At 30.3% G+C, this 22,111-nt stretch carries 26 protein-coding genes, 1 tRNA gene and 2 other annotated features; of the genes, 24 read left to right on the plus strand and 3 right to left on the minus strand.

All coding sequences use genetic code 11. The annotated features are described in order from the left end of the window. Positions 1 to 137: 137 nt before the first annotated feature. The 3 genes from DW911_RS02605 to DW911_RS02615 all read right to left on the minus strand — a co-directional run bounded on the left by DW911_RS02605 (position 138) and on the right by DW911_RS02615 (position 1,702). Positions 138 to 214: transfer RNA gene (locus DW911_RS02605), tRNA-Arg, on the minus strand. A 60-nt stretch (positions 215 to 274) separates the two neighbouring features. After that, complete coding sequence (locus DW911_RS02610) at positions 275 to 739, minus strand: metallophosphoesterase family protein (protein WP_118432036.1); 465 nt, start codon at positions 737 to 739, stop codon at positions 275 to 277. A gap of 45 nt (positions 740 to 784) precedes the next feature. Then, positions 785 to 1,702 (minus strand): GerMN domain-containing protein, encoded by a 918-nt coding sequence (locus tag DW911_RS02615; RefSeq protein WP_118607430.1) that lies wholly within the window; start codon positions 1,700 to 1,702, stop codon positions 785 to 787. Between the two features lie 89 nt (positions 1,703 to 1,791). Here DW911_RS02615 and DW911_RS02620 point away from each other — a divergent pair, with 89 nt between their 5' ends. From DW911_RS02620 to ruvA, 24 genes are all read left to right on the plus strand, one after another. After that, complete coding sequence (locus DW911_RS02620; RefSeq protein WP_118432033.1) at positions 1,792 to 2,793, plus strand: asparaginase; 1,002 nt, start codon at positions 1,792 to 1,794, stop codon at positions 2,791 to 2,793. Between the two features lie 13 nt (positions 2,794 to 2,806). Then, a complete protein-coding gene (locus DW911_RS10955) occupies positions 2,807 to 2,947 on the plus strand; it encodes a hypothetical protein (RefSeq protein ID WP_199589050.1) in 141 nt (46 codons plus the stop codon). Then, positions 2,944 to 3,867 carry a hypothetical protein gene (locus tag DW911_RS02625; RefSeq protein ID WP_118432031.1) on the plus strand — a complete coding sequence of 308 codons (924 nt, stop codon included), beginning with the start codon at positions 2,944 to 2,946 and terminating at the stop codon, positions 3,865 to 3,867. Before DW911_RS10955 ends, DW911_RS02625 begins: the two co-directional genes overlap by 4 nt. 73 nt (positions 3,868 to 3,940) lie before the next feature. Beyond that, positions 3,941 to 5,221: a trigger factor gene (gene tig / locus DW911_RS02630; RefSeq protein WP_118607431.1), complete on the plus strand. Its 1,281-nt coding sequence runs from the start codon at positions 3,941 to 3,943 to the stop codon at positions 5,219 to 5,221. A gap of 46 nt (positions 5,222 to 5,267) precedes the next feature. After that, the gene (gene lon, locus DW911_RS02635) at positions 5,268 to 7,589 is read left to right on the plus strand and encodes an endopeptidase La (RefSeq protein WP_118432040.1); all 2,322 of its coding nucleotides are present in this window, start codon (positions 5,268 to 5,270) and stop codon (positions 7,587 to 7,589) included. 52 nt (positions 7,590 to 7,641) lie between these two features. Continuing rightward, complete coding sequence (yihA, locus tag DW911_RS02640) at positions 7,642 to 8,250, plus strand: ribosome biogenesis GTP-binding protein YihA/YsxC (RefSeq protein ID WP_118432027.1); 609 nt, start codon at positions 7,642 to 7,644, stop codon at positions 8,248 to 8,250. A 55-nt stretch (positions 8,251 to 8,305) separates the two neighbouring features. Next, entirely contained in the window at positions 8,306 to 8,998 is a 693-nt protein-coding gene (locus tag DW911_RS02645; protein ID WP_118432025.1) for a LysM peptidoglycan-binding domain-containing protein, read from the plus strand. Next, positions 8,973 to 9,899: a hypothetical protein gene (locus tag DW911_RS02650; RefSeq protein WP_118432023.1), complete on the plus strand. Its 927-nt coding sequence runs from the start codon at positions 8,973 to 8,975 to the stop codon at positions 9,897 to 9,899. The genes DW911_RS02645 and DW911_RS02650 overlap by 26 nt, the downstream gene beginning before the upstream one ends. Before the next feature lie 16 nt (positions 9,900 to 9,915). Next, positions 9,916 to 10,117: a binding site (T-box leader), on the plus strand. A gap of 28 nt (positions 10,118 to 10,145) precedes the next feature. Continuing rightward, positions 10,146 to 10,826, plus strand: coding sequence for a hypothetical protein (locus tag DW911_RS02655; RefSeq protein ID WP_118432021.1), 681 nt, complete (start codon positions 10,146 to 10,148; stop codon positions 10,824 to 10,826). After that, positions 10,804 to 13,425 (plus strand): valine--tRNA ligase, encoded by a 2,622-nt coding sequence (locus DW911_RS02660; RefSeq protein ID WP_118607432.1) that lies wholly within the window; start codon positions 10,804 to 10,806, stop codon positions 13,423 to 13,425. The genes DW911_RS02655 and DW911_RS02660 overlap by 23 nt, the downstream gene beginning before the upstream one ends. A gap of 144 nt (positions 13,426 to 13,569) precedes the next feature. Then, positions 13,570 to 13,728: a hypothetical protein gene (locus DW911_RS10960; protein WP_199589048.1), complete on the plus strand. Its 159-nt coding sequence runs from the start codon at positions 13,570 to 13,572 to the stop codon at positions 13,726 to 13,728. Positions 13,729 to 13,926: 198 nt separating this feature from the next. Further along, entirely contained in the window at positions 13,927 to 14,310 is a 384-nt protein-coding gene (locus tag DW911_RS02665; protein WP_158568173.1) for an SPOR domain-containing protein, read from the plus strand. Beyond that, positions 14,304 to 14,978 carry a RadC family protein gene (gene radC / locus DW911_RS02670; protein WP_118432016.1) on the plus strand — a complete coding sequence of 225 codons (675 nt, stop codon included), beginning with the start codon at positions 14,304 to 14,306 and terminating at the stop codon, positions 14,976 to 14,978. Before DW911_RS02665 ends, radC begins: the two co-directional genes overlap by 7 nt. Positions 14,979 to 15,030: 52 nt before the next feature. Further along, positions 15,031 to 15,885, plus strand: a complete 855-nt coding sequence (gene mreC, locus DW911_RS02675) for a rod shape-determining protein MreC (protein ID WP_118432014.1) — start codon at positions 15,031 to 15,033, stop codon at positions 15,883 to 15,885. Further along, the gene (locus DW911_RS02680) at positions 15,878 to 16,411 is read left to right on the plus strand and encodes a hypothetical protein (RefSeq protein ID WP_118432012.1); all 534 of its coding nucleotides are present in this window, start codon (positions 15,878 to 15,880) and stop codon (positions 16,409 to 16,411) included. Before mreC ends, DW911_RS02680 begins: the two co-directional genes overlap by 8 nt. After that, positions 16,386 to 16,967: a hypothetical protein gene (locus DW911_RS02685; RefSeq protein ID WP_118432011.1), complete on the plus strand. Its 582-nt coding sequence runs from the start codon at positions 16,386 to 16,388 to the stop codon at positions 16,965 to 16,967. Before DW911_RS02680 ends, DW911_RS02685 begins: the two co-directional genes overlap by 26 nt. After that, positions 16,955 to 17,740, plus strand: coding sequence for a septum site-determining protein MinD (gene minD, locus DW911_RS02690; RefSeq protein WP_118432009.1), 786 nt, complete (start codon positions 16,955 to 16,957; stop codon positions 17,738 to 17,740). Before DW911_RS02685 ends, minD begins: the two co-directional genes overlap by 13 nt. A gap of 40 nt (positions 17,741 to 17,780) precedes the next feature. After that, positions 17,781 to 18,338: a peptidoglycan DD-metalloendopeptidase family protein gene (locus DW911_RS02695; RefSeq protein WP_118432007.1), complete on the plus strand. Its 558-nt coding sequence runs from the start codon at positions 17,781 to 17,783 to the stop codon at positions 18,336 to 18,338. Further along, positions 18,313 to 19,047, plus strand: coding sequence for a site-2 protease family protein (locus DW911_RS02700; RefSeq protein WP_118432005.1), 735 nt, complete (start codon positions 18,313 to 18,315; stop codon positions 19,045 to 19,047). The genes DW911_RS02695 and DW911_RS02700 overlap by 26 nt, the downstream gene beginning before the upstream one ends. A 41-nt stretch (positions 19,048 to 19,088) precedes the next feature. Then, positions 19,089 to 19,160, plus strand: a sequence feature (ribosomal protein L21 leader region). Positions 19,161 to 19,175: 15 nt separating this feature from the next. Continuing rightward, positions 19,176 to 19,484 carry a 50S ribosomal protein L21 gene (gene rplU, locus DW911_RS02705; protein WP_118432003.1) on the plus strand — a complete coding sequence of 103 codons (309 nt, stop codon included), beginning with the start codon at positions 19,176 to 19,178 and terminating at the stop codon, positions 19,482 to 19,484. Positions 19,485 to 19,486: 2 nt separating this feature from the next. Further along, entirely contained in the window at positions 19,487 to 19,810 is a 324-nt protein-coding gene (locus tag DW911_RS02710; protein ID WP_118432001.1) for a ribosomal-processing cysteine protease Prp, read from the plus strand. A gap of 4 nt (positions 19,811 to 19,814) precedes the next feature. Continuing rightward, positions 19,815 to 20,099: a 50S ribosomal protein L27 gene (gene rpmA, locus DW911_RS02715; RefSeq protein WP_118431999.1), complete on the plus strand. Its 285-nt coding sequence runs from the start codon at positions 19,815 to 19,817 to the stop codon at positions 20,097 to 20,099. A 46-nt stretch (positions 20,100 to 20,145) separates the two neighbouring features. Next, positions 20,146 to 21,426, plus strand: a complete 1,281-nt coding sequence (gene obgE / locus DW911_RS02720) for a GTPase ObgE (RefSeq protein ID WP_118607433.1) — start codon at positions 20,146 to 20,148, stop codon at positions 21,424 to 21,426. A gap of 129 nt (positions 21,427 to 21,555) precedes the next feature. Further along, complete coding sequence (gene ruvA, locus DW911_RS02725; RefSeq protein WP_118431995.1) at positions 21,556 to 22,110, plus strand: Holliday junction branch migration protein RuvA; 555 nt, start codon at positions 21,556 to 21,558, stop codon at positions 22,108 to 22,110. Position 22,111 lies beyond the last annotated feature (1 nt).

A 22,111-nucleotide genomic window follows, 5' to 3' on the forward strand; every position in this document is an offset into this window, starting at 1 on the left:
TCAAGCCTTATAATCGATTTAAAATTTAAGTCCAACTTTTGGGGTTCACAATATTTGTTATCAGTTTTTATTTATATAAATTTGTATGATCTTTATAAAATAAAAAAGTCTTGAATAATCAAGACTTAACTTACAAATGGCGTCCACGAAGGGATTCGAACCCCTGACCGCACGCTTAGAAGGCGTGTGCTCTATCCAGCTGAGCTACGTAGACACTTGCTTATCAACTGCTTTAATAGAATAGCATATTATTAAAGAAGTATCAAGCATTTTTTTAATTTAATGTTTTAAACGTGACATCAATTTGATCTCCATCAACCATAATAACACAATAACTACGTTCGCTGCCACCTCTAGGTAGCGTTGTAGAACCAGGATTAATGAAATAGAAATGATTGACTTCATCACATTGAGGAACATGTGTGTGTCCTGATAGTAAAACATCACAATTATTTTCTTTCAATGTTTGTAACATAGCGTTACCACGATTAAAGTAGCCAAAACGATGACCATGACATACATAAAATCTTAATTTTTCTGCCTGAAAGATGATATGTTCAGGGAAATGACTATACCAATCATTATTTCCTCTTACACATAGCCATCCTTTCATTCGTTCATCTTCAGCTTCGCTATCACCACAATGAACGTAAAAATCAGCATCTTTTTCTCGTTTTTTAACTTCATCTATCATTTGATGAAATCCATGGCTGTCTGACATAACAACGATTTTCTTCATTTTTATCACCAGCCATATTATAACAAATATTTTTTTGCTTGTAAGTTATAATTTAATACGATTATCAATTAAATGATCGACTTTTTTATTTTCTTCAATGAGTTGATCATGAATATAGAGGTCAACTTGTTTAACACCTGGAAGACTTTGAAGTGATTTAGTGAGTTGTAAATAGAGATGTTGGTCAATAGTTTCACTATCTTGTAAGACACTATCATCTAAATGAACAGAAAGAATGCCTTGATCAAATGAACATGGTTCATTAGTTTTTATTTTGGTTGAATAGTTAATTTGATCTAGCAATAAAGAGACTTCTTGTGATATATCGTTATGACTGTTTTGAATACGAGTAGATGTAGGAACGTAATAGGTATGACCGGCAATGGTTTTTGGATTGTAGACTAAAACAGAAGATGTTTGATAAAGATGATTTGATGATGATTGAAAATTATTAATACCTAAATTTTGTGTGATACAGTTCGTATTGATAGTACTGTTTTTTAAATAAGAAATAGGTTTGCCATCTATTTTAAGGTTAATTTTATTAATCGTATTATGACAAAAAGTATAACTTAAGGCTTCAAAGATATCTAAAGCTTCTTGATTGTTAGATACTTTTAAATGATTAGAAAAGTCAAATGTAAGTGCTGTTTTTTCGATGATGAGATTGCGTAATTCTAGTTGTGATGAAAGAATAGGGTATAAGCCTAAATGTTGATAATCTGATGATTTCATGGTTTCAATCATTTCTCGATAGTTGTTTTCGGGTTCGTTGGCACATTTTAAATTAACAGTGACAGGAATTAAAGTATCACTTTGGTCTTTAAAAACAATAGTATGATAATTTGAGGTAACTGATTTTTGTTTTGATTGTGTCTTTTGAAAATCAACTTGATAGTAAGCAAAAACAAAAAGTAAACATAAAGCAAGGGTTGCAATGTTTTTCATGTATTTATGATTCATAAGCTTCACCTATTAAATCATATGTACAGGCTTTACTTTTATGATTCATTTACTCTATAATAAAGTGAACTTATAAAGGATGGAAAGATATGAAAACATTTTTAGTAATGACAACAGGGGGAACAATCGCTTCAGTAGAAAATAAAGCTGGTTTAATTCCTCAAATGACAGGTGAAGAACTTTTATCGTATATTCCTGATATTGCAGGATTATGTCATGTAGATATTTTAAGTATATGTCAAATTGATAGTACAAATATGAATGTGGAGATTTATAAAAAACTTGTTTCAACAATACAGGAAAATTATGATAAGTACGATGGATTTTTAATTCTTCATGGTACGGATACTATGGCTTATACTTCGGCTGCATTAAGCTATATGATTCAAAATGCTAATAAACCTATTGTTTTAACAGGGGCACAAAAGCCAATATCATATGATTCAACAGATGCTTTAATTAATTTAAGAGATAGTTTTTATTATATGATGCATGAAGGGACAAGAGGGATTAAGGTTGTTTTTGGTGGTAAAGTTATCACTGGGACAAGAGCTAAAAAAGTGAATTCACTTTCATACCAAGCATTTACAAGTGTGAATTATCCTTATGTTGCTACTGTACGAAACAATCAAGTTATTGAATACATACAACATGCTCCTTATCAAGAATCTTTAAAGATGACAACAAAGATGTCTGATCGTGTTTTTTTATTAAAATTAACACCATGCAGTCATCCTGATATTTTTGATTTTATTTATGATCATTATGATGTTATTGTTATTGAAGGTTTTGGTGTAGGAGGAATTCCTAAACATTTATTTGATGCTTTAGTAACAAAACAAAACAGTTACCCTGAAGGAGAAAAATTACTTATTCTTTCAACTCAAGTTATGTCTGAAGGATCCCATGTTTCAATTTATGAAGTAGGTAAGTCATTAATGGGTCAATGCGATTATTTAGAAGCAAGAGATATGAATTTAGAAGCAGTGGTCGCAAAAGGAATGTGGATTAAAGGTCAAAACTTAAAATCATTCAAACAAATTAAAAAACTATTTTATCAAGATATAGCGCATGATATATTAGGTAAATAAAAGAGGTGATAATATGCCATTAAAAGATGATGATTTTGCTAAGGTAGGTAAACCTGAAGCTTATACAAAAATTATTGAAGAATTACAAAGTCAAGAAGAAAAACAACCTGAAATGAATTATGATTTTACATTAGAAGAAGAGGATGAAAAATGATTGAAGAATTAATACAAGCTGGTCAATATCAAGAAGCACTCACTTATCTTAATAATCTAGATGATGAACAAGTACGTTATCTTCGTCTTGTTTGTTTATATGGTATGCAAGAATTAAAACAAGCTCAAAGGGAAGCCATGAAGGCAAAGGCGTTAGCTAGTGAGACTTATTATGATGTTGTAGCTATCTATGTTTCTATATTAAAAGATTTAGAAGAATATGAAGAAGCCATTAATATGATTGTTGAAGAATTATCTATGCCTTATATTCCTTATCAATATGAAACGGTATTTAATACAGCTTATGATGAATTGTTGTTAGCTAAACAAGAAGCTAATCAAGGAATGGGTATTAAAAATACAAGTTTTTCTGAAGAAGAGATAGAAAACATCTTAATTAAAGAAGATATAAGTGAAGATTTATTATATATGGCTATTGAACAACTTGAAGCCATGAATGTAAGAAGAATGCTTCCTGCCATTCGTCAGTTTATAAAAAATAATGATAAGCCTGATTTTGCTAAAAGTTTATTAGTAGAAATCATGATTGATCAAGAAATCGATGAAGATATGGAACTGGTTAAAAATCATGTTAGTTATGATGTCAATCCAAGTTTTGCTCCTCATGTTTTAGGACAAGAAGCAAGTTATACAATAAGTGAGTTGTTATCACAAGTATTAGAAGATGAAAATCCATCACTTTTTCAATTATGTTTACAATTTTTAGACTTCTATTTATATCAAGTTTATCCTCAATATATAGATGAACAAGATTATCGACCTATTGCTGGAGCAATCCATTATCATTTAGCTTTATTACAATATATAGATGTTGAAATAGAAGATATTGAATTCGCCTATAATTGCGATAAAGAGGACGTTTATCGTATTTTAAAAGTAATTCAAGGAATTGAATATTAAAATTTATGAATATAGTTGAATTTAAAAAAATGTTAGTATATAATGCTAGTTGACACGAAATAAGGAGAATATTATGAGAACAAGTACTAAAAGATTAGAAAATGCTGTTACAGAAATTAAAGTAACATTTAATAAAAAAGAATGGGATGAAGCAAAAGAAGCTGCAACAAATAAATTAGCTAAAAGCGTTAAAGTTGATGGTTTCAGACCAGGTAAAGCACCTGCTGCTTTAGTAAAAGCAAGAATTTCTAAAGCAAGTATTTTACAAGAAGCAACTGATCAAATTTTACAAAAAAATTATGTTGCTATTCTTACAAAAGCAGAAGTTGTACCTGTAGCTCAACCTCAATTATCAATTGAAGAAGTAAATGAAGAAACATTAAAAGTAAAAATTAGTTGTCCAGTTAAACCTGAAGTAGAATTAGGAGAATACAAAGGTTTAGAAGTTAAAAAAGGACGTGCAACAGTAGCTAAAAAAGATATTGAAGCACAAGTAGAAAACTATCGTCAACAATTTGCTGAATTATCTGTAAAAGAAGGTAATGTAGCAAAAGGTGATACTGCTGTTATTGATTTTGAAGGTTTTGTAGATGGAAAACCATTTGAAGGTGGAAAAGGTGAAAACTATCCATTAGAAATCGGTTCAGGAGCATTCATTCCTGGATTTGAAGATCAATTAATCGGTATGGGTGTTGATAAAGAAAAAGAAATTCAAGTTACTTTCCCAGAAGATTATCAAGCTAAAGATTTATCTGGTAAAGAAGCAACATTCAAAGTTGTTGTTCATGAAATTAAAGAAAAAACATTACCTGAAGCTGATGATGAATTAGCTAAAGACGTTAATATTGATGGTGTTGAAACATTAGAACAATTAAAAGAACATATCAAAAAACAATTAAAAGAACAAAAACAACAAGATGTTGAAAATAAATTCAATGAAGATTTATTCAAAGCAATTATTGATTCATCTAAAGTAGAAGAAAGCGATGCTTTAGTTGAACAAGAATGTGAAGCAATGCTTCGTGAAATTGAACAAAACTTACAAAGACAAGGAATGACATTTGATTTATATCAACAATTTACTGGAAAAAGTAAAGAAGATGTTAAAGAAGATGTTAAAGATCAAGCTAGAGATCGTGTTAAATTAAATGCAATTCTTGGTGCAATTATTGAAGCTGAAAAAATTGAAGTTTCAAATGAAGAATTAGAAAAAGAATTAGAAGAAATTGCTAAATATTATCAAAGAGAATTAGATGACGTTAAAAAAATCTTCGAAAATAATATGACAAGCATTGAAAATGATTTACTTACAAGAAAAGCATTAAACGTAGTAAAAGATAACTTAAAAAAATAATTAAAGACGCTTAAGCGTCTTTTTGTAAAAAAGGAGGTTTTTTATGATGAATGAAAATACAATATTAAATCTTCCTGTCGTATGTACAAGAGGGATGATTGTCTTTCCTGGAAATCGTTTGACTTTAGATGTTGGACGTCCTTTAAGTTTAAAAGCTTTAGAGCTAGCAGGAAGTGAATATGATAATAATATTGTTTTTGTTTCACAAATCAATCCAGTTGAAGACCACCCAGGTTTTAATGATGTTTACCATATTGGAACATTATGTAAAATTGATAAAAAAGTACGACGCGATAGTGCAGGTACAATTAAATTAACTGTTATTGGTGAAAAAAGAGTAAAACTATTAAGTTTTGAAAATACTAATAATACTATTATGTCTCAAGTGGAAGTTATGGAAGACGTAGTAGGAGATGCTAATGAGGAAGTCGCTCTAGTAAGAAGTACAATGTCTTACTTTGAACAAGCTAAACGTAACATGCCTCATATTCCAGCTGAAAGTCTAGCTCTTGTATCTAATGGTACATCAGCAAGTTTATTAGCTGATACAATTGGTCAATATTTACCAATTGACTTAGATAAAAAACAAAAGATTTTAGAAGAAAATCGTATTAATGAAAGATTGTTATTAGTTTTAAATTCGATTGAATCTGAAAAAGTCATTAACCAAATTGAAGAATCAATTAATCGTAAAGTAAGAGAAAGTATTGATGAAAATCAACGTGAATATTACTTAAGAGAAAAATTAAGAGCAATCAAAGAAGAATTAGGTGATACAGTACCTAAAGAAGATGATGCTGATGGTATTCGTGAAAAATTAGAAAATAATCCTTATCCTCAATACATCAAAGATAAAATTGAAGAAGAATTAAGAAGATTTGAAACAATGCCTGCTGCTTCATCAGAAGCAAATGTTGTGAGAACTTATATTGATTGGGTAATGAAAACACCTTGGTATCAAACAACAAAAGATCGTGAAGATATCAAAGAAATAGAAGCTATTTTAGAAGCTGATCATTATGGATTAAAGAAAGTTAAAGAAAGAATTGTTGAACATTTAGCTGTAAAACAAATGACACAGTCACTTAAGGCACCGATTATTTGTTTAGCCGGTCCTCCAGGGGTTGGTAAAACAAGTATCGCTAAAAGTATTGCGCGTGCTTTAGACCGTAAATTTGTTAAGGCATCACTTGGTGGTGTCAAAGATGAATCAGAAGTTCGTGGTCATCGTCGTACTTATTTAGGTAGTATGCCAGGACGTATTATTCAAGGAATGAAAAAAGCTGGGGTTATTAATCCTGTATTCTTACTTGATGAAATTGATAAAATGTCTAGTGATTATAAAGGGGATCCTACAAGTGCAATGCTTGAAGTTTTAGACCCAGAACAAAATAGTCAATTCTCAGATAATTATTTAGAAGAACCATATGATTTATCACATGTCTTATTTATCGCGACAGCAAATGATTTAGGTTCTATTCCTGCACCTCTTAGAGATCGTATGGAAATTATTGAAGTGTCAAGTTATACTGAACAAGAAAAACTTATCATTGCTAAAGAACATTTACTTAAAAAACAACTTGAACAACACGCTTTAAAACTAGAACAACTTACAATCAGTGATGATGTTATCATGGAAGTGATTCAACATTATACACGTGAAGCGGGTGTTCGTGAATTAGAAAGATATATAGCTAAAATTTGTCGTAAAACTGTTCTTGCTATTTTAAGAGATAAACAAGAATCAGTAACGGTAGATCGTGATAAATTAGTTGAATTTTTAGGTAAAGCACCTTTTGATCATACTAAGAAACTACAATCACCACAAGTTGGTGTTGTTACTGGTATGGCTTATACTCAATTTGGTGGAGATATTTTACCAATTGAAGTTAATCATTTTGCAGGTAGTGGTAAATTTATTATTACTGGACAATTAGGTGATGTTATGAAAGAATCAGCATCTATTGCTCTTGACTATATGAAAGCCAATAAGGAAAAATATGGATTATGTGATGTTCCATTTGATAAGGAAGATATTCATATCCATGTACCTGAAGGAGCAATCAAGAAAGATGGTCCATCTGCTGGGGTTACTTTAACAACAGCCATCTATTCAGCGTTTACGAATAAACCAGTAAGAGATGATGTAGCCATGACTGGTGAAATTACTTTACGTGGTCAAGTGCTTCCAATCGGTGGTTTAAAGGAAAAATCTATTTCAGCTCATCGTTCGGGAATTAAGAAAATTATTATTCCAAAAGATAATGAAAAAGATATTGATGAAATTCCTGAATCAGTTCAAAAAGATTTAGAAATTGTTTTAGCTGATAATATTGATACAGTATTAGAACATGCAATGGTAAAATAACGAGAATATTGGATTCTCGTTTTTTACTGTTATAATAAGGTTGGTGAGAAAAATGGCAAAAATAAAAAAAGCAGAATACGTTTTATCAGCAGCTTGGAAAAGTCAATGGCCAAGTGAAGATTTTCCTGAAATGTGCTTAGCAGGTAGATCAAATGTTGGTAAGAGTAGTTTTATTAATACAATGTTAAATCGTAAAGCACTAGCAAAAGTATCTGGAACACCAGGGAAAACAAAGACATTAAATTTCTTTAATGTCAATGATGCCCTTTATTTTGTAGACGTTCCTGGTTATGGCTATGCTAAAGTTAATAACAATGTAACTAAACAATTTGGTAAAACGATGGATGAATATATTACGCATCGTTCTACTCTTAAAGGATTTATTTTATTGGTAGATTATCGTCATAAACCAACAAAGGATGATGTGATGATGTATGAATTTGTTAAACATTACGATGTGCCGGTTATTGTTGTTGCTACCAAAGAAGATAAGTTAAAACGTAATGATTTAAAGAAAAATGAAAAGATAATCAAGGATACATTAAATTTTGATCCTCAAGATCAATTTATTCGTTTTTCAAGTTTAAAGAAAAAAGGTATTAATGAAGCTTGGCAAGCTATATATAAATTATGTGATATTAATTTTGACGAGGTGATTTAATCACCTTTTTTCATATCTTTCTATTTTATTCATACAATAAAATAGGAGGGTAAATATGCAAAAAATTATTTATGAAAAGTGGATTGATTTATCACATCGATTAAAAGAATTAAAGAGTTTAACAGTAGATGAATCTATTAATTATAAAATAGAAAATGCTGGAGTACGTGCTTTAGGACAACTCATGATTAAAGGTGATTATTTAAGTGATCAGGAAAAAACTTTTGTTGAAAGTGTAGAATTAGATATTATGGCTCCTTATGATAAGATCATTGATCAACAAGACTTTCAACTAAAAGTAGAAGATTTTCAGTATACCATTGATAAGGGAAATATATTGGTCAAAATTGAAGTAGGTGTCCATGGTGTTAAACAAGGGGAAGATCGTTACATTGTTGATCAAAATCAAGAAACATTAGATGAAATCGAAGCATTATCAAGATCGATTAAAGAACAAGAAACAAAAGAGGTGTTACCTCAAGAGGCGGAATCTGTAGAAGATATCAAAAAAGAAGATGAACCCGTTCAAACAACTTATGAAACTAAAAAAAGAGATGAAAAAAAAGAAAATCATGAAGATATGGGGATTTATTATTTATATGTAGCAAGAGATAATGATAGCTATAGTCAAATTGCAACAAAATATCAAGTAGATGAAGAAATGATTAGAACTTACAATCAAGGAGTGTTACCTGAACCTGGGCAGGTTATCATCGTACCTTATGTTATTACAAAAGACCATTCATGATTATTATTCTATTCATGTTATTGGTTTTATCAAAATTAATGATGGCGTATTAAAATTAAAAACGGACCAGGGAAAGTATTATTTAAAATTTGTTGATAATCAAAATTTGGAAAAACATTATCATTCATTGTGTGCGTTACGTTTGCCACAGTTTGTAAGTGTTATCATCAATCATCAACATCATTATTTAACAGTTTACAAAGAACGCTATTTTTATGTAATGAAAGCTTTGGAAGAAGATAGTGGGATTGTTGATGATATGAAATTAAAGTTTTATTTTGAATGTCTTGCCCACCTACATCAACATTCTTTTTTTTATCATCAAGTATCTGATTGTTTTTTTAAAGAGCAATATCAACATTTAAAGCAGACCATCCAAGAAAGAATGATTTATTATCAAGACTTAATGAAGCGGTTTGAAACATTAAAGTTTCGTTCTCCTTCAGGATGGATGCTTGTATTGAATTATTATCGGATTGATGAAACATTAAAAAATGCTTGTTTTTATCTCGATCAATACTGTAAACTAATCGAAAATAAAAAAGAAATAAGACTTGCTTTGACTTATAATCATTTTGATTTTGATCATGTTTATTTTAAAGAAAGAAAGCTTATCTCAATAGATCATTTAAAAATTGATTTTTGTGTTTATGATTTGTATCACTTATATCAAAATCATCCTCAATTATTATATTATCAAGATTGCCTTTGTGATCATTATTTAAAACATGTTGAGTTATGTGACAGTGAAATAAGACTGCTTCAATGTTTATTATCTATTGTTCCAATAGTGGTATTAAGTCAAGATGAGGTTTATAATGTTATTCAAATGTCTTACTTCTTAGATTATTTAAATGCTGTTAAAGAAATAAATAAAAAGATTAGAATTGACGATAAGTAAGCAATTTGGTAAAATGATACATGCAATGACGAGGAGGAGTAATTTCTTATAAGTCTAATAGAGACCCTTGATGGTGGAAATAGGGAGATGGCAGAAATGAAGGTAGCCTTTGAGCATGTTAGATGAACGATAGTAGTTTAACACGTATAACTGCGTTAAAGTTTTGAGGGCATACGTATGTATGAACTAAGGTGGTATCGCGATAAGTCGTCCTTAGATGGACGGCTTTTTTATTAGGAGGAAATTATGGAATTCGCAAAAAGTTTAATTTGGTTTTTATTTGTTGGGGCATGTGTGGTTTTAGCTTATTTTTTCTTAAAAAGATTTAGAGAATTAAAGAAAAAACAAATTGCTCAACAAGCACTTTATGATGAAAAGAAAGAAAAATATAGTCATATTACAAGCGAAATGTTTGATGATATCCCATTGGATGAATTAACTCATGCTGTTATTTTTCAAATTATGGCTAAAGAAGATGAATATTATGATCAAGAAGAATTAGTAGGTCAATTTGTTGATAATTTAACACACGGAGAAAAATTGATTTATACGATTTATCAAGTAGAAAATTCACTTCAAGGAGGTAAAGGTTCTATTCACTCATTCTTTATTACAGAACCTTATTGCCAATGTCGTCCTTACTATAAAGAAGCTTATGAAACAATTCATTGTCATGAAATATCTACTTTATTACAAGCAGCAGAACATTTAGCTATTTTAATTGAAAATGATCAAGAAGATCAAATTGATGAAGATAGTGATTATGCAACTTATAATTTTTCTGACTTTACTAATGAACTTATCGCTATGATTCGTTCTGGGGGAGTTATGGAAAAATGTAACCAATACATCAAAGAACATAAAGATGATTTTATTAATTTGAATCAAGAGGGAGAAGAAAAAGATGAAGAAAGAATTAGCGAGTAAATATGATCATCAAAGTGTAGAAAAAGGAAAATATGCACATTGGATCGAAAAAAAATATTTTGAAGCAGGAGATATGTCTAAAAAACCATATGCTATTGTTATTCCACCACCTAATGTTACTGGGAAACTTCATTTAGGCCATGCTTGGGATACAACTTTACAAGATATGATTATTAGATATAAAAGAATGCAAGGCTACGATGCTTTATGGTTACCGGGAATGGACCATGCAGGAATTGCAACTCAAGCAAAAGTAGAAGCAAGAATGCGTGAAGAAGGTATTTCTCGTTATGATATTGGACGTGAAAAATTTTTAGAGAAAGCATGGTCTTGGAAAGAAGAATATGCTTCAATTATTCGTGCGCAATGGGAAAAACTAGGTTTATCGTTAGATTATTCTAAAGAAAGATTTACTTTGGATGAAGGATTAAGTGAAGCTGTTAAAGAAGTCTTTGTACGTCTTTATGAAAAGGGATATATTTATCAAGGGAAACGTATTATTAACTGGGATCCAGTTCAACGTACGGCTTTAAGTAATATTGAAGTTATTCATAAAGAAATTGAAGGTGCGATGTATTACTTTAAATATAAATTAGAAGATAGTGATCGTGAGTTAGTCATTGCAACAACAAGACCAGAAACAATGTTTGCCGATCAAGCTATTTTCGTTCATCCTGATGATGAACGTTATCAAGATATTATTGGTAAAAAAGCAATTAACCCAGCTAATGGAGAAGCTTTACCAATTATGGCTGATAGTTATATTGATCGTGAATTTGGTACAGCAGTCATGAAATGTACACCTGCACATGATCCTAATGACTTTGCGTTAGCAAAAAAGCATCATTTAGATATGCCTATTTGTATGAATGATGATGGAACAATGAATGAAATGTGTGGTAAATACCAAGGAATGGATCGTTTTGAATGTCGTAAAGCGTTAGTAGCAGACTTTGAAAAACAAGGTGTTGTTGATCATATTGAAAAAATTACTCACCAAGTTGGACACTCAGAACGTTCTGGGGCTATTGTTGAACCTTATTTATCAAAACAATGGTTTGTTAAGATGGAACCACTAGCAAAAGCTGCTTTAGAAAATCAAAAGAAAGATTCTAAAGTTAACTTCGTACCACCTCGTTATGAAAAAACTTTTAATCAATGGATGGAAAATATTGAAGATTGGTGTATTTCCCGTCAATTATGGTGGGGACATCAAGTACCGGCTTGGTATCATAATGAAACAGGTGAAGTTTATGTAGGAAAAGTTCCTCCTCAAGATGCTGAAAACTGGCATCAAGATGAAGATGTACTAGATACTTGGTTTTCAAGTGCTTTATGGCCATTTAGTACAATGGGATGGCCTAACACAGAAGATCCATTATTTAAAAGATATTTCCCTACAAATACATTAGTAACAGGTTATGATATTATCTTCTTCTGGGTAAGTCGTATGATTTTCCAATCATTAGAGTTTACAGGACAAAGACCATTTGAACATGTTTTAATCCATGGTTTAATTCGTGATGAACAAGGACGTAAAATGTCAAAATCACTAGGTAACGGTGTTGATCCAATGGATGTTATTGATCAATATGGGGCTGATACATTAAGATTCTTCTTAACTACGAATTCAGCACCTGGTATGGATTTACGTTATATTCCAGAAAAATTAGAAGCATCATGGAATTTCATTAATAAGATTTGGAATTCAGCAAGATTTGTTTTAATGAATACTGATGAAAATCTTGAATATAAAGATTTAAAATTTGATCATTTAAACTTATGCGATAAATGGATTTTAAATCGTTTAAATGAAGTGATTCGTGAAGTTGATGCAAACATGGATAAATTTGAGTTTGTTAATGTAGGTAGTGAACTTTATAAATTTATTTGGGATGATTTCTGTTCATGGTATATTGAACTTACAAAAGTTCATTTAAATAGTGATGATGAAACTGTAAAACAAGCAAGTGTTCATACTCTTGTTTATGTACTTAATGCAATTGTCAGAATGTTACATCCATTTATGCCTTTTGTCACTGAAGAAATTTATCAGGCTATTCCTCATTTAGAAGAATCTATCTGTATTTCAAAATATCCTCAAGCTAATCCTGAATTTGATGATGATCAAATTAATGATCAATTTACTTATTTAATGGATATTGTTAAAGGAATTCGTGAAATTAGAGCACATTATACAATTAAAAACGCTATTGAAGTAGCTTACTCAATTGAAACAAAAGACAATAATTTAGAATCATTATTAGATCAATGTGTTCCTTATATTCAAAAATTATGTCATGCATCTTGTGCGGGTTATAATATTGAAACAAGTGATGATGTCGCAACAGCAACAATTCAAGGAGGAAGTAACCTTGTTGTAGAATTAGGTGCATATGTTGATAAAGAAGCTGAAAAAGAAAAATTAATGAGTGAATTGAAACATTTAGAAGGCGAAATAAAACGTTGTACTAATATGTTAAATAATGAAAAATTTGTTTCTAAAGCGCCTCAAGAAAAGGTAGATTTAGAAAGAAAGAAATTAGCTGATTATACTTCTAAATATGAAGCAGTTAAAGAAAAAATTTCAAAGAATTAAAGATAAGAAGTATTCCTATCCTTGCTGATAGGAATATTTTTTTATTTATTTTTAATTTTTAGAAGAAATTTAACTCATAATTTTATATATAAATAGTGAGAATGATAGTGGTTGGTCTGGTTCTTAAAAGAAAGGAGCTTAATGATGAATGAACTAACAGTGAATGAACAAATGGAATTAACTGGTGGAGCAGTAGGGACATGGATTGTATGTGTTGTTATGGGTGCTGCGGTCTATAAGATACTCTTTTCTAAAGGGGGAAGAGTTTCTATTCCAAGATTGATTTCTATTGAGTGGCGCTAAAATGAAAGAATTATCAACAAATGAACTTTATGAAATACAAGGTGGAAGTCTTTTTATCATCCCAATTTGTTGTATTTCATGGAATGTAATTTATCAAGTTTTCAAGTTATATCCCTCTGTTTTAAGAAAATATCGATGAAAGGCTTTATGCCTTTCATATTTTTATCTTAAGTGCATATGTTTTATGGGGTGAAAAAGATGAATCGCAAAGCAATTGTATTATTTACGATAATGATGATGGTGATGAACAGCATCGTATTTATTTATGGAGATCGTTTATTAAAGGTAGAAATGTCAGTGTATGTACTACAACTTGGAAGATATCAAAAAAAGCAAAATAGTGATCAAATGATAAAACAATTAAAAGAAAAAGGGTATACAGGTTATACATACAAGGACAAGCAGTATGTTGTTATAGAAGGTGTTTATTTAAGTAATAAAGAAGCTAATCAAAAGGCAAAACAAATTAGCCAAAAAGGTATAACTTGTGTTGTAAAGGAACATTTGGTTAATGAGAGATGGAAAAATGAGATTGAAAATAAAAAATATGAACATGTATATAAGGAGTTAAAGAAATGTTAAATTATCCTATAAATGAAAGACCAAGAGAAAAGGCTATTAAAAATGGAATTAATTCATTATCTAATCAAGAATTATTAGCTTTGGTTTTAAGAACAGGGAATAAACAGATGTCAGTGTTAGAGTTATCACAACATTTATTAAATGAAATAGGTGGTTTCAATCAACTAAAAACGATTGATTATTATCAGCTCATTAAGATAAATGGAATTAAAAGTGCTAAAGCCATAGAAATACTAGCAAGTGTTGAGATTGCTAAAAGACTCTCATCATTTAAAGAAACAAGACAATATATTAAAGAACCGATGGATGGCTATTGTGTAGTTAAAGATCAATTGTTATTTGAAAAACAAGAAAAAGTGATTTTATTATGTATGAATCATCGTTTGGAATTGATTAAAGAAAAATTACTGTTTATAGGAAGTGATCAAGCATCTTTGCTTACGGGCAAAGAAGTTTTTAAAGAAGCTTTACTTTGTGGAGCAAGTCAAATCATGCTTATTCATAATCATCCAAGTGGTCATCCGGAGCCATCTATTCAAGATCAACAAATGACCAAACATTTGATGAATATGGCTAAAAAACTAGAAATAGAAATGGTGGATCATTTAATTATTGGTGATCATTGTTTTTACAGTTTTGCAAGTGATAGAATATACCATTTAAACTAGATTGATTTTTTTACTTCTAGGCTTTATAATGATTAAGACTAGGGGTGATATTTTGAATAATCGTAGAAAAAAAAGAAATAAAAGAATTCTTATATCATGTATTGTCGCAGTCTTTGTGTTTTCATTTTTTTCTTTGTTTATTAGTCGTAATCAAACTAAGATAGAAAAAATGTTTAGTAATTCGATTGCTGTTGTTGAATATTATTTAATAAAGAAACCAATATCCTTTGTTGGTGATTTATTTTCAGAATATAATGCTTTAAAAGATGTTTACCAAGAAAACAAAATTTTAAAAGAAAAATTAAATTCTTATGCAAGTGTGGAAGCAAACACCGATGTGCTTTCTAGCGAAATAAAAAAATTAAAAGATTTAACAAAAATCAATTATTTACCAAGTGAGTATAAGACGAAAACAGCAGGCGTTGTGACTCGTGATGCGAGTAATTGGAATAATGAAATATTGCTTGATGTGGGTAGTATGGGTAATGTGGAAGAAGGAATGGTTGTTTGTGATTCTCAAGGAATGATTGGTACAATTAGTTCTGTAACTGAAATTTCGGCTACAGTTTCCTTGCTTACAACTCAAAATCCAACAAAACAAGTTCCAGTTATGATTTTAAATGGCAATGATACATTATATGGTTTAATGGATGGCTATGATGTTAATCGTGGTTATTTATCGATTACTTTATTAAGCGATGTGGAAAAATTGGAAAAGAATGCTAAAGTTTACACCTCAGGGTTAGGTGGCGATGGCATGAGTCCTAAGGGTATTTATATTGGTACAAGTAAAAAACTAAGTGTTAAATCTGATGGAACAACGACAAAATTGTATGTAAAACCAGCGGCTAATTTTAATGATTTATCATATGTGGCAGTGGTAAAGAAGGTAAATAGTCATGAATAAACGCCTGGTGAGATATTTATTAATTATCTTGGTTTGTTTTATTTGTGATGACCTTTTGAAATACTATTTACCACAATCGTTTTTAAATAAAGGAATTACTATTATTCCTTATTTAGGATTAATTATGTTCACTTTGTTAAATAATACAATAGATGAAGATATGCGCTATCCTTTTGCTTTGATATGTGGTGGATTTTATAGTTTGATTTATGGTAACTCATTATTAATGTATATGTTATTATTTGTTGTTTTTGCCTTTGTTGGGCGACTTTATACAAAGAAATCAAAATTTACATATTTTGAAGCTTTATTATTTGTTGTTTTGACAATTTTCACCCAAGAAGTAGTGATATATTGGTTAATGTGGATGACAAAAGTAACAAAATTATTTATTGTTACTTATATGCTTAACCGATTATTACCAACGGTAATCTTTAATATTGTCGGTTATAATTTAGTTTATTACATCCATGACAAATTAAAGATAGAGGGTGATAATAATGTATATTTTGGTAAAAGGTCTTAATGGTCGTTTGGTTTTTATGATGGATGACGAAGTTGATTTTCATATTTTGATGAAGGAATTAAAAAGTCTTTTGAAAGAATCTTTATTTGTTAGTAAAGATTATTTTCCAAAGGCTTTTTTTGATTTTAAAAGTCGAATTTTGAATGAAAGTCAAATGAAAACTTTTTTACATATCATTTTAGAAAGTCAGGCTGTTATTTTTGATGGTATAGCTATAGAAAAAGCAAAACCAGTTCAACATATGAAGTTGATTGATCGAACAATTCACGCTGGTGAAATCATTACAGTGTATGAAGATACTTTAATTACAGGACAAATTAATCCAGGGGCAATCGTTTATTTTAAATCTAGACTTTATGTTTTAAAAGGAATTATGGGAACGGTTGAAGGGATAAATGAAAATGCAATTGTATCAAGTAGCTGTTATAAAAATGCAAATATAAGATATTTTGGGAATGTACGACAAGATTTTACAAGTTTAGAAATGACGCTGTTTTATTATAAGGATAAGCAAATATACTTGAACAAGGGGGATGAATTGATATGTCAAGAATAATTGTTGTCACTTCTGGAAAAGGAGGCGTAGGGAAAAGCAGTGTTTCTGTTAATCTTGCTATGGCACTTGCTGATCATCAACTTAAGGTTTGTTTGATTGATGGTGATTTTGGTTTAAAAAATTTAGATGTCATGATGGGATTAGAAAATAGAGTTGTTTATGATTTAAATGATGTAGTGGAGGGACGTTGTGATATTAGACAGGTTTTAGTGAAGGATAAAAGAATGCACACGCTCCATTTGCTTCCAGCATGTAAATCATTATCATTTGATCAATTAGATACAAAGATTATGGAATCATTAATTCATCATTTGGAAAAAGAATACGACTTTATTATTATTGATAGTCCTGCAGGTGTAGAACAAGGATTTAATTATGCAACGAGTATCGCTCATGAGGCAATTGTCGTTGTTAACTTAGACTTAGCCTCGTTGCGTGATAGCGACAGGGTTGTTGGATTGTTGATGAAAAAAGGAATTCATCAAATATCAATGGTTATTAATAAAATGAATCAAGATGATATTGAAAGTGGTAAATCATTAATGGTGAGTGATGCCATTGATATTTTATCTTTACCTGTTTTAGGAATTGTATATGACCATCATGATATGATTGAAGCCAATAATAAAGGAATGCCTGTTTATTTAAAAAAAGATCATTTATTACATAAATGTTTTCATCATATTGCATTAAGAGTCTTGGGTCATAAGGTAGACTATGTTCAGTGTAAAAAAAGAGGATGGTTTAGTCGTATTATTTTAGGGATTGAATAATATTTGTCCATTTTTTTCATATGATATATTAGGTGATGTTATGTCAGAACTTGATGAAGTGAGAAAAAGAATGAATAGACGGAAAGGGAATCAACCACTCACGGATTATCATTTTAAGAAGTTATATAATGGAATGATACGGTTTATGGTTATGATTGTTGTTATTTTATCTTCGTTGATTATTGTGAAAAATCATGATTTAGAGGGAACGATTTTAAATAATAAAATGTTAAACCAAACAATTACAAAAATGTCACAAGTGATACTAGATTACTTACCTCAAGATCATAAAGTCAGTCATGAAGTAACTTATCAACAAATCAAAGATAATTATTATTATAATAATAGTAATGAAGTTTTATCGTTAAGTAATGGTCAAATTACAAATATTACAAAAAAGAATCATCATTATATTATTACAGTGATGAGTGATCAACATGTTCAAATTAAATATGGAAGAATAAAAAACGTTGTTGTTAAAGAAAATCAAAAAATAAAAAAAGGGATGAGTATTGGAAGCTATCAAAATGAATTAACACTTGATTTTAGTTTATCAGGGAAAAAGCTTGATTATGAAACTTATCAAGGGATGGAATAAAGGGATTATCCATCCCTTAACTTTTATTTATTTAGGTTTATCTTATTTTACATGTTGTACCCATGAATATATAGCGACACTTATTTTTGTTTTGTTGCATGAAATGGGTCATTTATTTATGGCTTGTTGTTTCCATTATCAAATTAATCAAGTCAAAGTATTACCATTTGGTGCTTTTTTGTCGTTAGATGATTATGGATATCATTTTGTATATGAGGATATAATGGTTGTTTGTGGTGGTTTATTTGTCAGTTTATTGATGATGCTTATTTGTTATTTTACAGGCTATGAATTTTTTTATACGATTAATCGCGCCATTTTTATTTTTAATTTATTACCTATTTATCCTTTAGATGGCGCAAAGTTAGCTTTGTTGTTAATGAGTTACTTTCTTGATTATTTAAGCTGTCTAAAAATGCAAATTAAATTTTCTCTTTTAACATTATGTATCTGTTTTGTTTTAACGCATGAATTAGGAAAGATGGTTGTACTGAGTTATTTATTAATTCAAAATATAGACTATTTAAAAAATTATCGCTATGTATATATTCAAACAATTTTACATGATAAGATGAAAAAACGAAAATATAAAATTAATAGAAAAGTAACTTATTATCGACCTTATCAAAATTTTTATCTATTTGAAACAAAATCATATTCATTCGATGAAATGAAGTTTTATTTGATAAAATCAATGAAAAAGCGTTGACTTTGGCTGAAATATTGGATATAATGCAAATGTTGTAGACCTCTAGACTACAACCGCACATAAAAGGTATTAAATGCAATAAGCTGCCTTGGTTGGCGAGTCTTAGAAAAATTTATAGGAGGTGCGATATGTACGCAATTATTGAAACAGGTGGAAAACAATTAAAAGTTGAAGCTGGAGATACTATTTTTGTAGAAAAATTAGAAGTTGAAGCAGGAGAAAAAGTGACTTTTGATAAAGTTTTATTAGTAGGAGATGAATCAGTGAAAATTGGTGCTCCTTATGTAGAAGGTGCTACAGTTGAAGCAACTGTTGAAAAACAAGGTAAAGAAAAGAAAGTAACAATCTACAAATATAATGCTAAAAAACATTATCATAAAAAACAAGGTCATAGACAACCTTATACAAAATTAGTTATTGATGCTATCAATGCTTAATCATGATTAAGATTAAGATAATAAAGAAAAAACAAGAAATCAGTTCTATAAAGATTTCTGGTCACGCACAAAGTGACGAATATGGAAAAGATTTAGTGTGTGCAGGTGTGAGTGCAATCGCTGTTGGTGTTTGCAATACTATTGCACAAAAGGGATATCTTGATAAAAAAATGTGTTTTATTAAGATGAAAAATGGTAATATAAGTATAGATATTGTTAAAAGTGATCAAACTTTACAAGTGATTCTAGAGACTCTTGTTATAAGTTTAGAAACGATTAAGGATAGCTATGGTCAATATATTCAGATAATCAATGAGGAGGAATAACATCATGATGTTCAAATTAGATTTACAATTATTCGCTTCTAAAAAAGGTGTAGGGTCAACTAAAAACGGTCGTGATTCTAAAGCAAAAAGATTAGGAGCTAAATTAGCAGATGGTCAATTCGCTACAGCAGGTTCTATTATTTATAGACAAAGAGGAACTAAAATCCATCCAGGTACTAATGTAGGTAAAGGTGGAGATGATACTTTATTTGCTAAAGTTGATGGTGTAGTAAAATTTGAAAGATGGGGAAAAGATAGAAAGAAAGTTTCAGTTTACCCAGCTGCATAATTTAAATCCCTTTCGAGGGATTTTTTTTTAGAAAAGAGGTGGAAATGTGCAATTTATAGATAAAGCTAAAATTTATATCGAAGCAGGTAAAGGTGGAGATGGAACTGTTGCATTCCGTCGTGAAGCCCATGTACCTAAAGGAGGACCTGCAGGTGGAGATGGAGGTAAAGGTGGTAGCGTCATTTTTGAAGCGACAACATCTTTATCAACATTATTAGATTTAAAATATAAACGTGTGTATAAAGCACGTGCTGGTGGTAATGGTATGCCTAAAAAAATGCATGGGGCAGACGCTGGTGATTGTGTTATTAAAGTTCCCGTTGGAACTCAGATTACTGAGGCTGAAACAGGAAAAATTATGGCGGATTTAACTGAGGATAAACAGCACGTTGTACTTGCAAAAGGTGGACGTGGTGGTCGTGGTAATGCGCGATTTGCTACTTCTAGAAATCCAGCGCCACAAATTTGTGAACGAGGAGAACCCGGTGAAAAATTTGATGTTGTTTGCGAATTAAAATTACTTGCTGATGTAGGGTTAGTCGGCTTTCCATCAGTTGGAAAATCAACACTTTTATCAGTTGTTTCACGTGCTCGTCCAGAAATTGCTGATTATCATTTTACAACAATTGTACCTAACTTAGGAGTTGTTCAAGTTAAAGATGGTCGTAGCTTTGTTATGGCAGATTTACCAGGTTTGATTGAAGGCGCTAGTCAAGGGAAAGGATTAGGTCATCAATTTTTACGTCATATTGAAAGATGTCGTGTAATTGTTCATGTTATTGATATGGGGGCAGTAGACGGAAGAGATCCATATGAAGATTACTGTACAATCAACGAAGAGCTTGGACAATACCAGTATCGCTTATTAGAAAGACCACAAATTGTTGTTGCTAATAAGATTGATGAAGAAGGTGCTGAGGAAAACTTAAAACGCTTTAAAGAAAAAGTAGGGGATGATGTTAAAGTTTATCCAATCTCTGCTATTATTCATGAAGGTGTGGATCAAGTTTTATATGCTGTTGCTGATGCACTAGAGAATGCACCTAAATTTGATCAAGAAGAAATTCAAGAAAATACTGTTGTTTATACAATGAAAGAAGAGGAAGCACCATTTGTTGTTCATAATTTAGGAAATGGTCAATGGAATATCACTGGTAAGAAGATTGAACGCTTAGTTTCTATGACGTCCTTAGTTAGTGATGATGCGATTAAACGTTTATCAATTAAAATGAGAAATATGGGAATTGATGAAGCTTTAAGACAAGCTGGTGCTCAAGATGGAGATATTGTTTCTATTCTTGACTTCGAATTTGAATTCTATGATTAACCTTGATTTTGTATCAAGGTTTTTTATTTATCGCTTAATAAAATTATGTTATAATTGTTGAGACAAATTAAACACATATAGGGGATTTTTTGTGTTAAAAATAGTTTATAATATGTATAGGAGTCAAGTATGTATAGTTATATAAAAGGAATCGTTGTTGATTTACAAAGTGATCATATTGTTGTGGAAAATAATGGTATTGGCTATTTGATTTATGTAAGCAATCCCTATGCTTATACAAAAGGCAAAGAAGCCATAGTTTATTTGTATCAACAAGTTAAAGAAGATGGTATTTTTTTGTTTGGTTTTCAAACAGTTGAACAAAAAGAATTATTTTTAAAATTAATTATGGTTAAAGGGATTGGCTGTAAGACAGCCAATACAATGTTAGCGAGTGGTGATGTAAGTAGTATTGTGACTGCAATTGAGACAGCTAATGTTGCGTACCTAAAGAAAATACCAGGTATTGGTCCTAAAGCTGCACAACAAATTATTTTAGATTTACAAGGTAAAATAGTAGGAAGTAAACAAGTTTCTAATCAGGAATTAGAAGAAGCGGGAGAAGTTTTAATTGCTTTAGGGTATAAAAAAGGTGAAGTTGATCGCGCACTTGCTAAATTAATGAATGAGAAGTTGGATACCAATGGTTATGTAAAAAAAGCATTAAGTTTATTAGTAAAATAAA

Origin of the sequence: Erysipelatoclostridium sp. AM42-17, assembly GCF_003480255.1 — a bacterium.
Classification (GTDB): domain Bacteria; phylum Bacillota_I; class Bacilli_A; order Erysipelotrichales; family Coprobacillaceae; genus Faecalibacillus.

Coding starts and splice junctions, on each gene's coding strand:
- DW911_RS02620 (WP_118432033.1), top strand. CDS start 1,792: ATGAAAACATTTTTAGTAATGACAACAGGGGGAACAATCGCTTCAGTA.
- DW911_RS02655 (WP_118432021.1), top strand. CDS start 10,146: ATGGAATTCGCAAAAAGTTTAATTTGGTTTTTATTTGTTGGGGCATGT.
- rplU (WP_118432003.1), top strand. CDS start 19,176: ATGTACGCAATTATTGAAACAGGTGGAAAACAATTAAAAGTTGAAGCT.
- DW911_RS02615 (WP_118607430.1), bottom strand. CDS start 1,702: ATGAATCATAAATACATGAAAAACATTGCAACCCTTGCTTTATGTTTA.
- DW911_RS02710 (WP_118432001.1), top strand. CDS start 19,487: ATGATTAAGATTAAGATAATAAAGAAAAAACAAGAAATCAGTTCTATA.
- DW911_RS02665 (WP_158568173.1), top strand. CDS start 13,927: ATGAATCGCAAAGCAATTGTATTATTTACGATAATGATGATGGTGATG.
- DW911_RS10955 (WP_199589050.1), top strand. CDS start 2,807: ATGCCATTAAAAGATGATGATTTTGCTAAGGTAGGTAAACCTGAAGCT.
- DW911_RS02625 (WP_118432031.1), top strand. CDS start 2,944: ATGATTGAAGAATTAATACAAGCTGGTCAATATCAAGAAGCACTCACT.
- ruvA (WP_118431995.1), top strand. CDS start 21,556: ATGTATAGTTATATAAAAGGAATCGTTGTTGATTTACAAAGTGATCAT.
- yihA (WP_118432027.1), top strand. CDS start 7,642: ATGGCAAAAATAAAAAAAGCAGAATACGTTTTATCAGCAGCTTGGAAA.
- radC (WP_118432016.1), top strand. CDS start 14,304: ATGTTAAATTATCCTATAAATGAAAGACCAAGAGAAAAGGCTATTAAA.
- tig (WP_118607431.1), top strand. CDS start 3,941: ATGAGAACAAGTACTAAAAGATTAGAAAATGCTGTTACAGAAATTAAA.
- DW911_RS02650 (WP_118432023.1), top strand. CDS start 8,973: ATGTTATTACAAAAGACCATTCATGATTATTATTCTATTCATGTTATT.
- DW911_RS02610 (WP_118432036.1), bottom strand. CDS start 739: ATGAAGAAAATCGTTGTTATGTCAGACAGCCATGGATTTCATCAAATG.
- DW911_RS02700 (WP_118432005.1), top strand. CDS start 18,313: ATGAAACTTATCAAGGGATGGAATAAAGGGATTATCCATCCCTTAACT.
- DW911_RS10960 (WP_199589048.1), top strand. CDS start 13,570: ATGAATGAACTAACAGTGAATGAACAAATGGAATTAACTGGTGGAGCA.
- DW911_RS02660 (WP_118607432.1), top strand. CDS start 10,804: ATGAAGAAAGAATTAGCGAGTAAATATGATCATCAAAGTGTAGAAAAA.
- lon (WP_118432040.1), top strand. CDS start 5,268: ATGAATGAAAATACAATATTAAATCTTCCTGTCGTATGTACAAGAGGG.
- rpmA (WP_118431999.1), top strand. CDS start 19,815: ATGATGTTCAAATTAGATTTACAATTATTCGCTTCTAAAAAAGGTGTA.
- DW911_RS02685 (WP_118432011.1), top strand. CDS start 16,386: ATGTATATTTTGGTAAAAGGTCTTAATGGTCGTTTGGTTTTTATGATG.
- DW911_RS02680 (WP_118432012.1), top strand. CDS start 15,878: ATGAATAAACGCCTGGTGAGATATTTATTAATTATCTTGGTTTGTTTT.
- minD (WP_118432009.1), top strand. CDS start 16,955: ATGTCAAGAATAATTGTTGTCACTTCTGGAAAAGGAGGCGTAGGGAAA.
- DW911_RS02695 (WP_118432007.1), top strand. CDS start 17,781: ATGTCAGAACTTGATGAAGTGAGAAAAAGAATGAATAGACGGAAAGGG.
- DW911_RS02645 (WP_118432025.1), top strand. CDS start 8,306: ATGCAAAAAATTATTTATGAAAAGTGGATTGATTTATCACATCGATTA.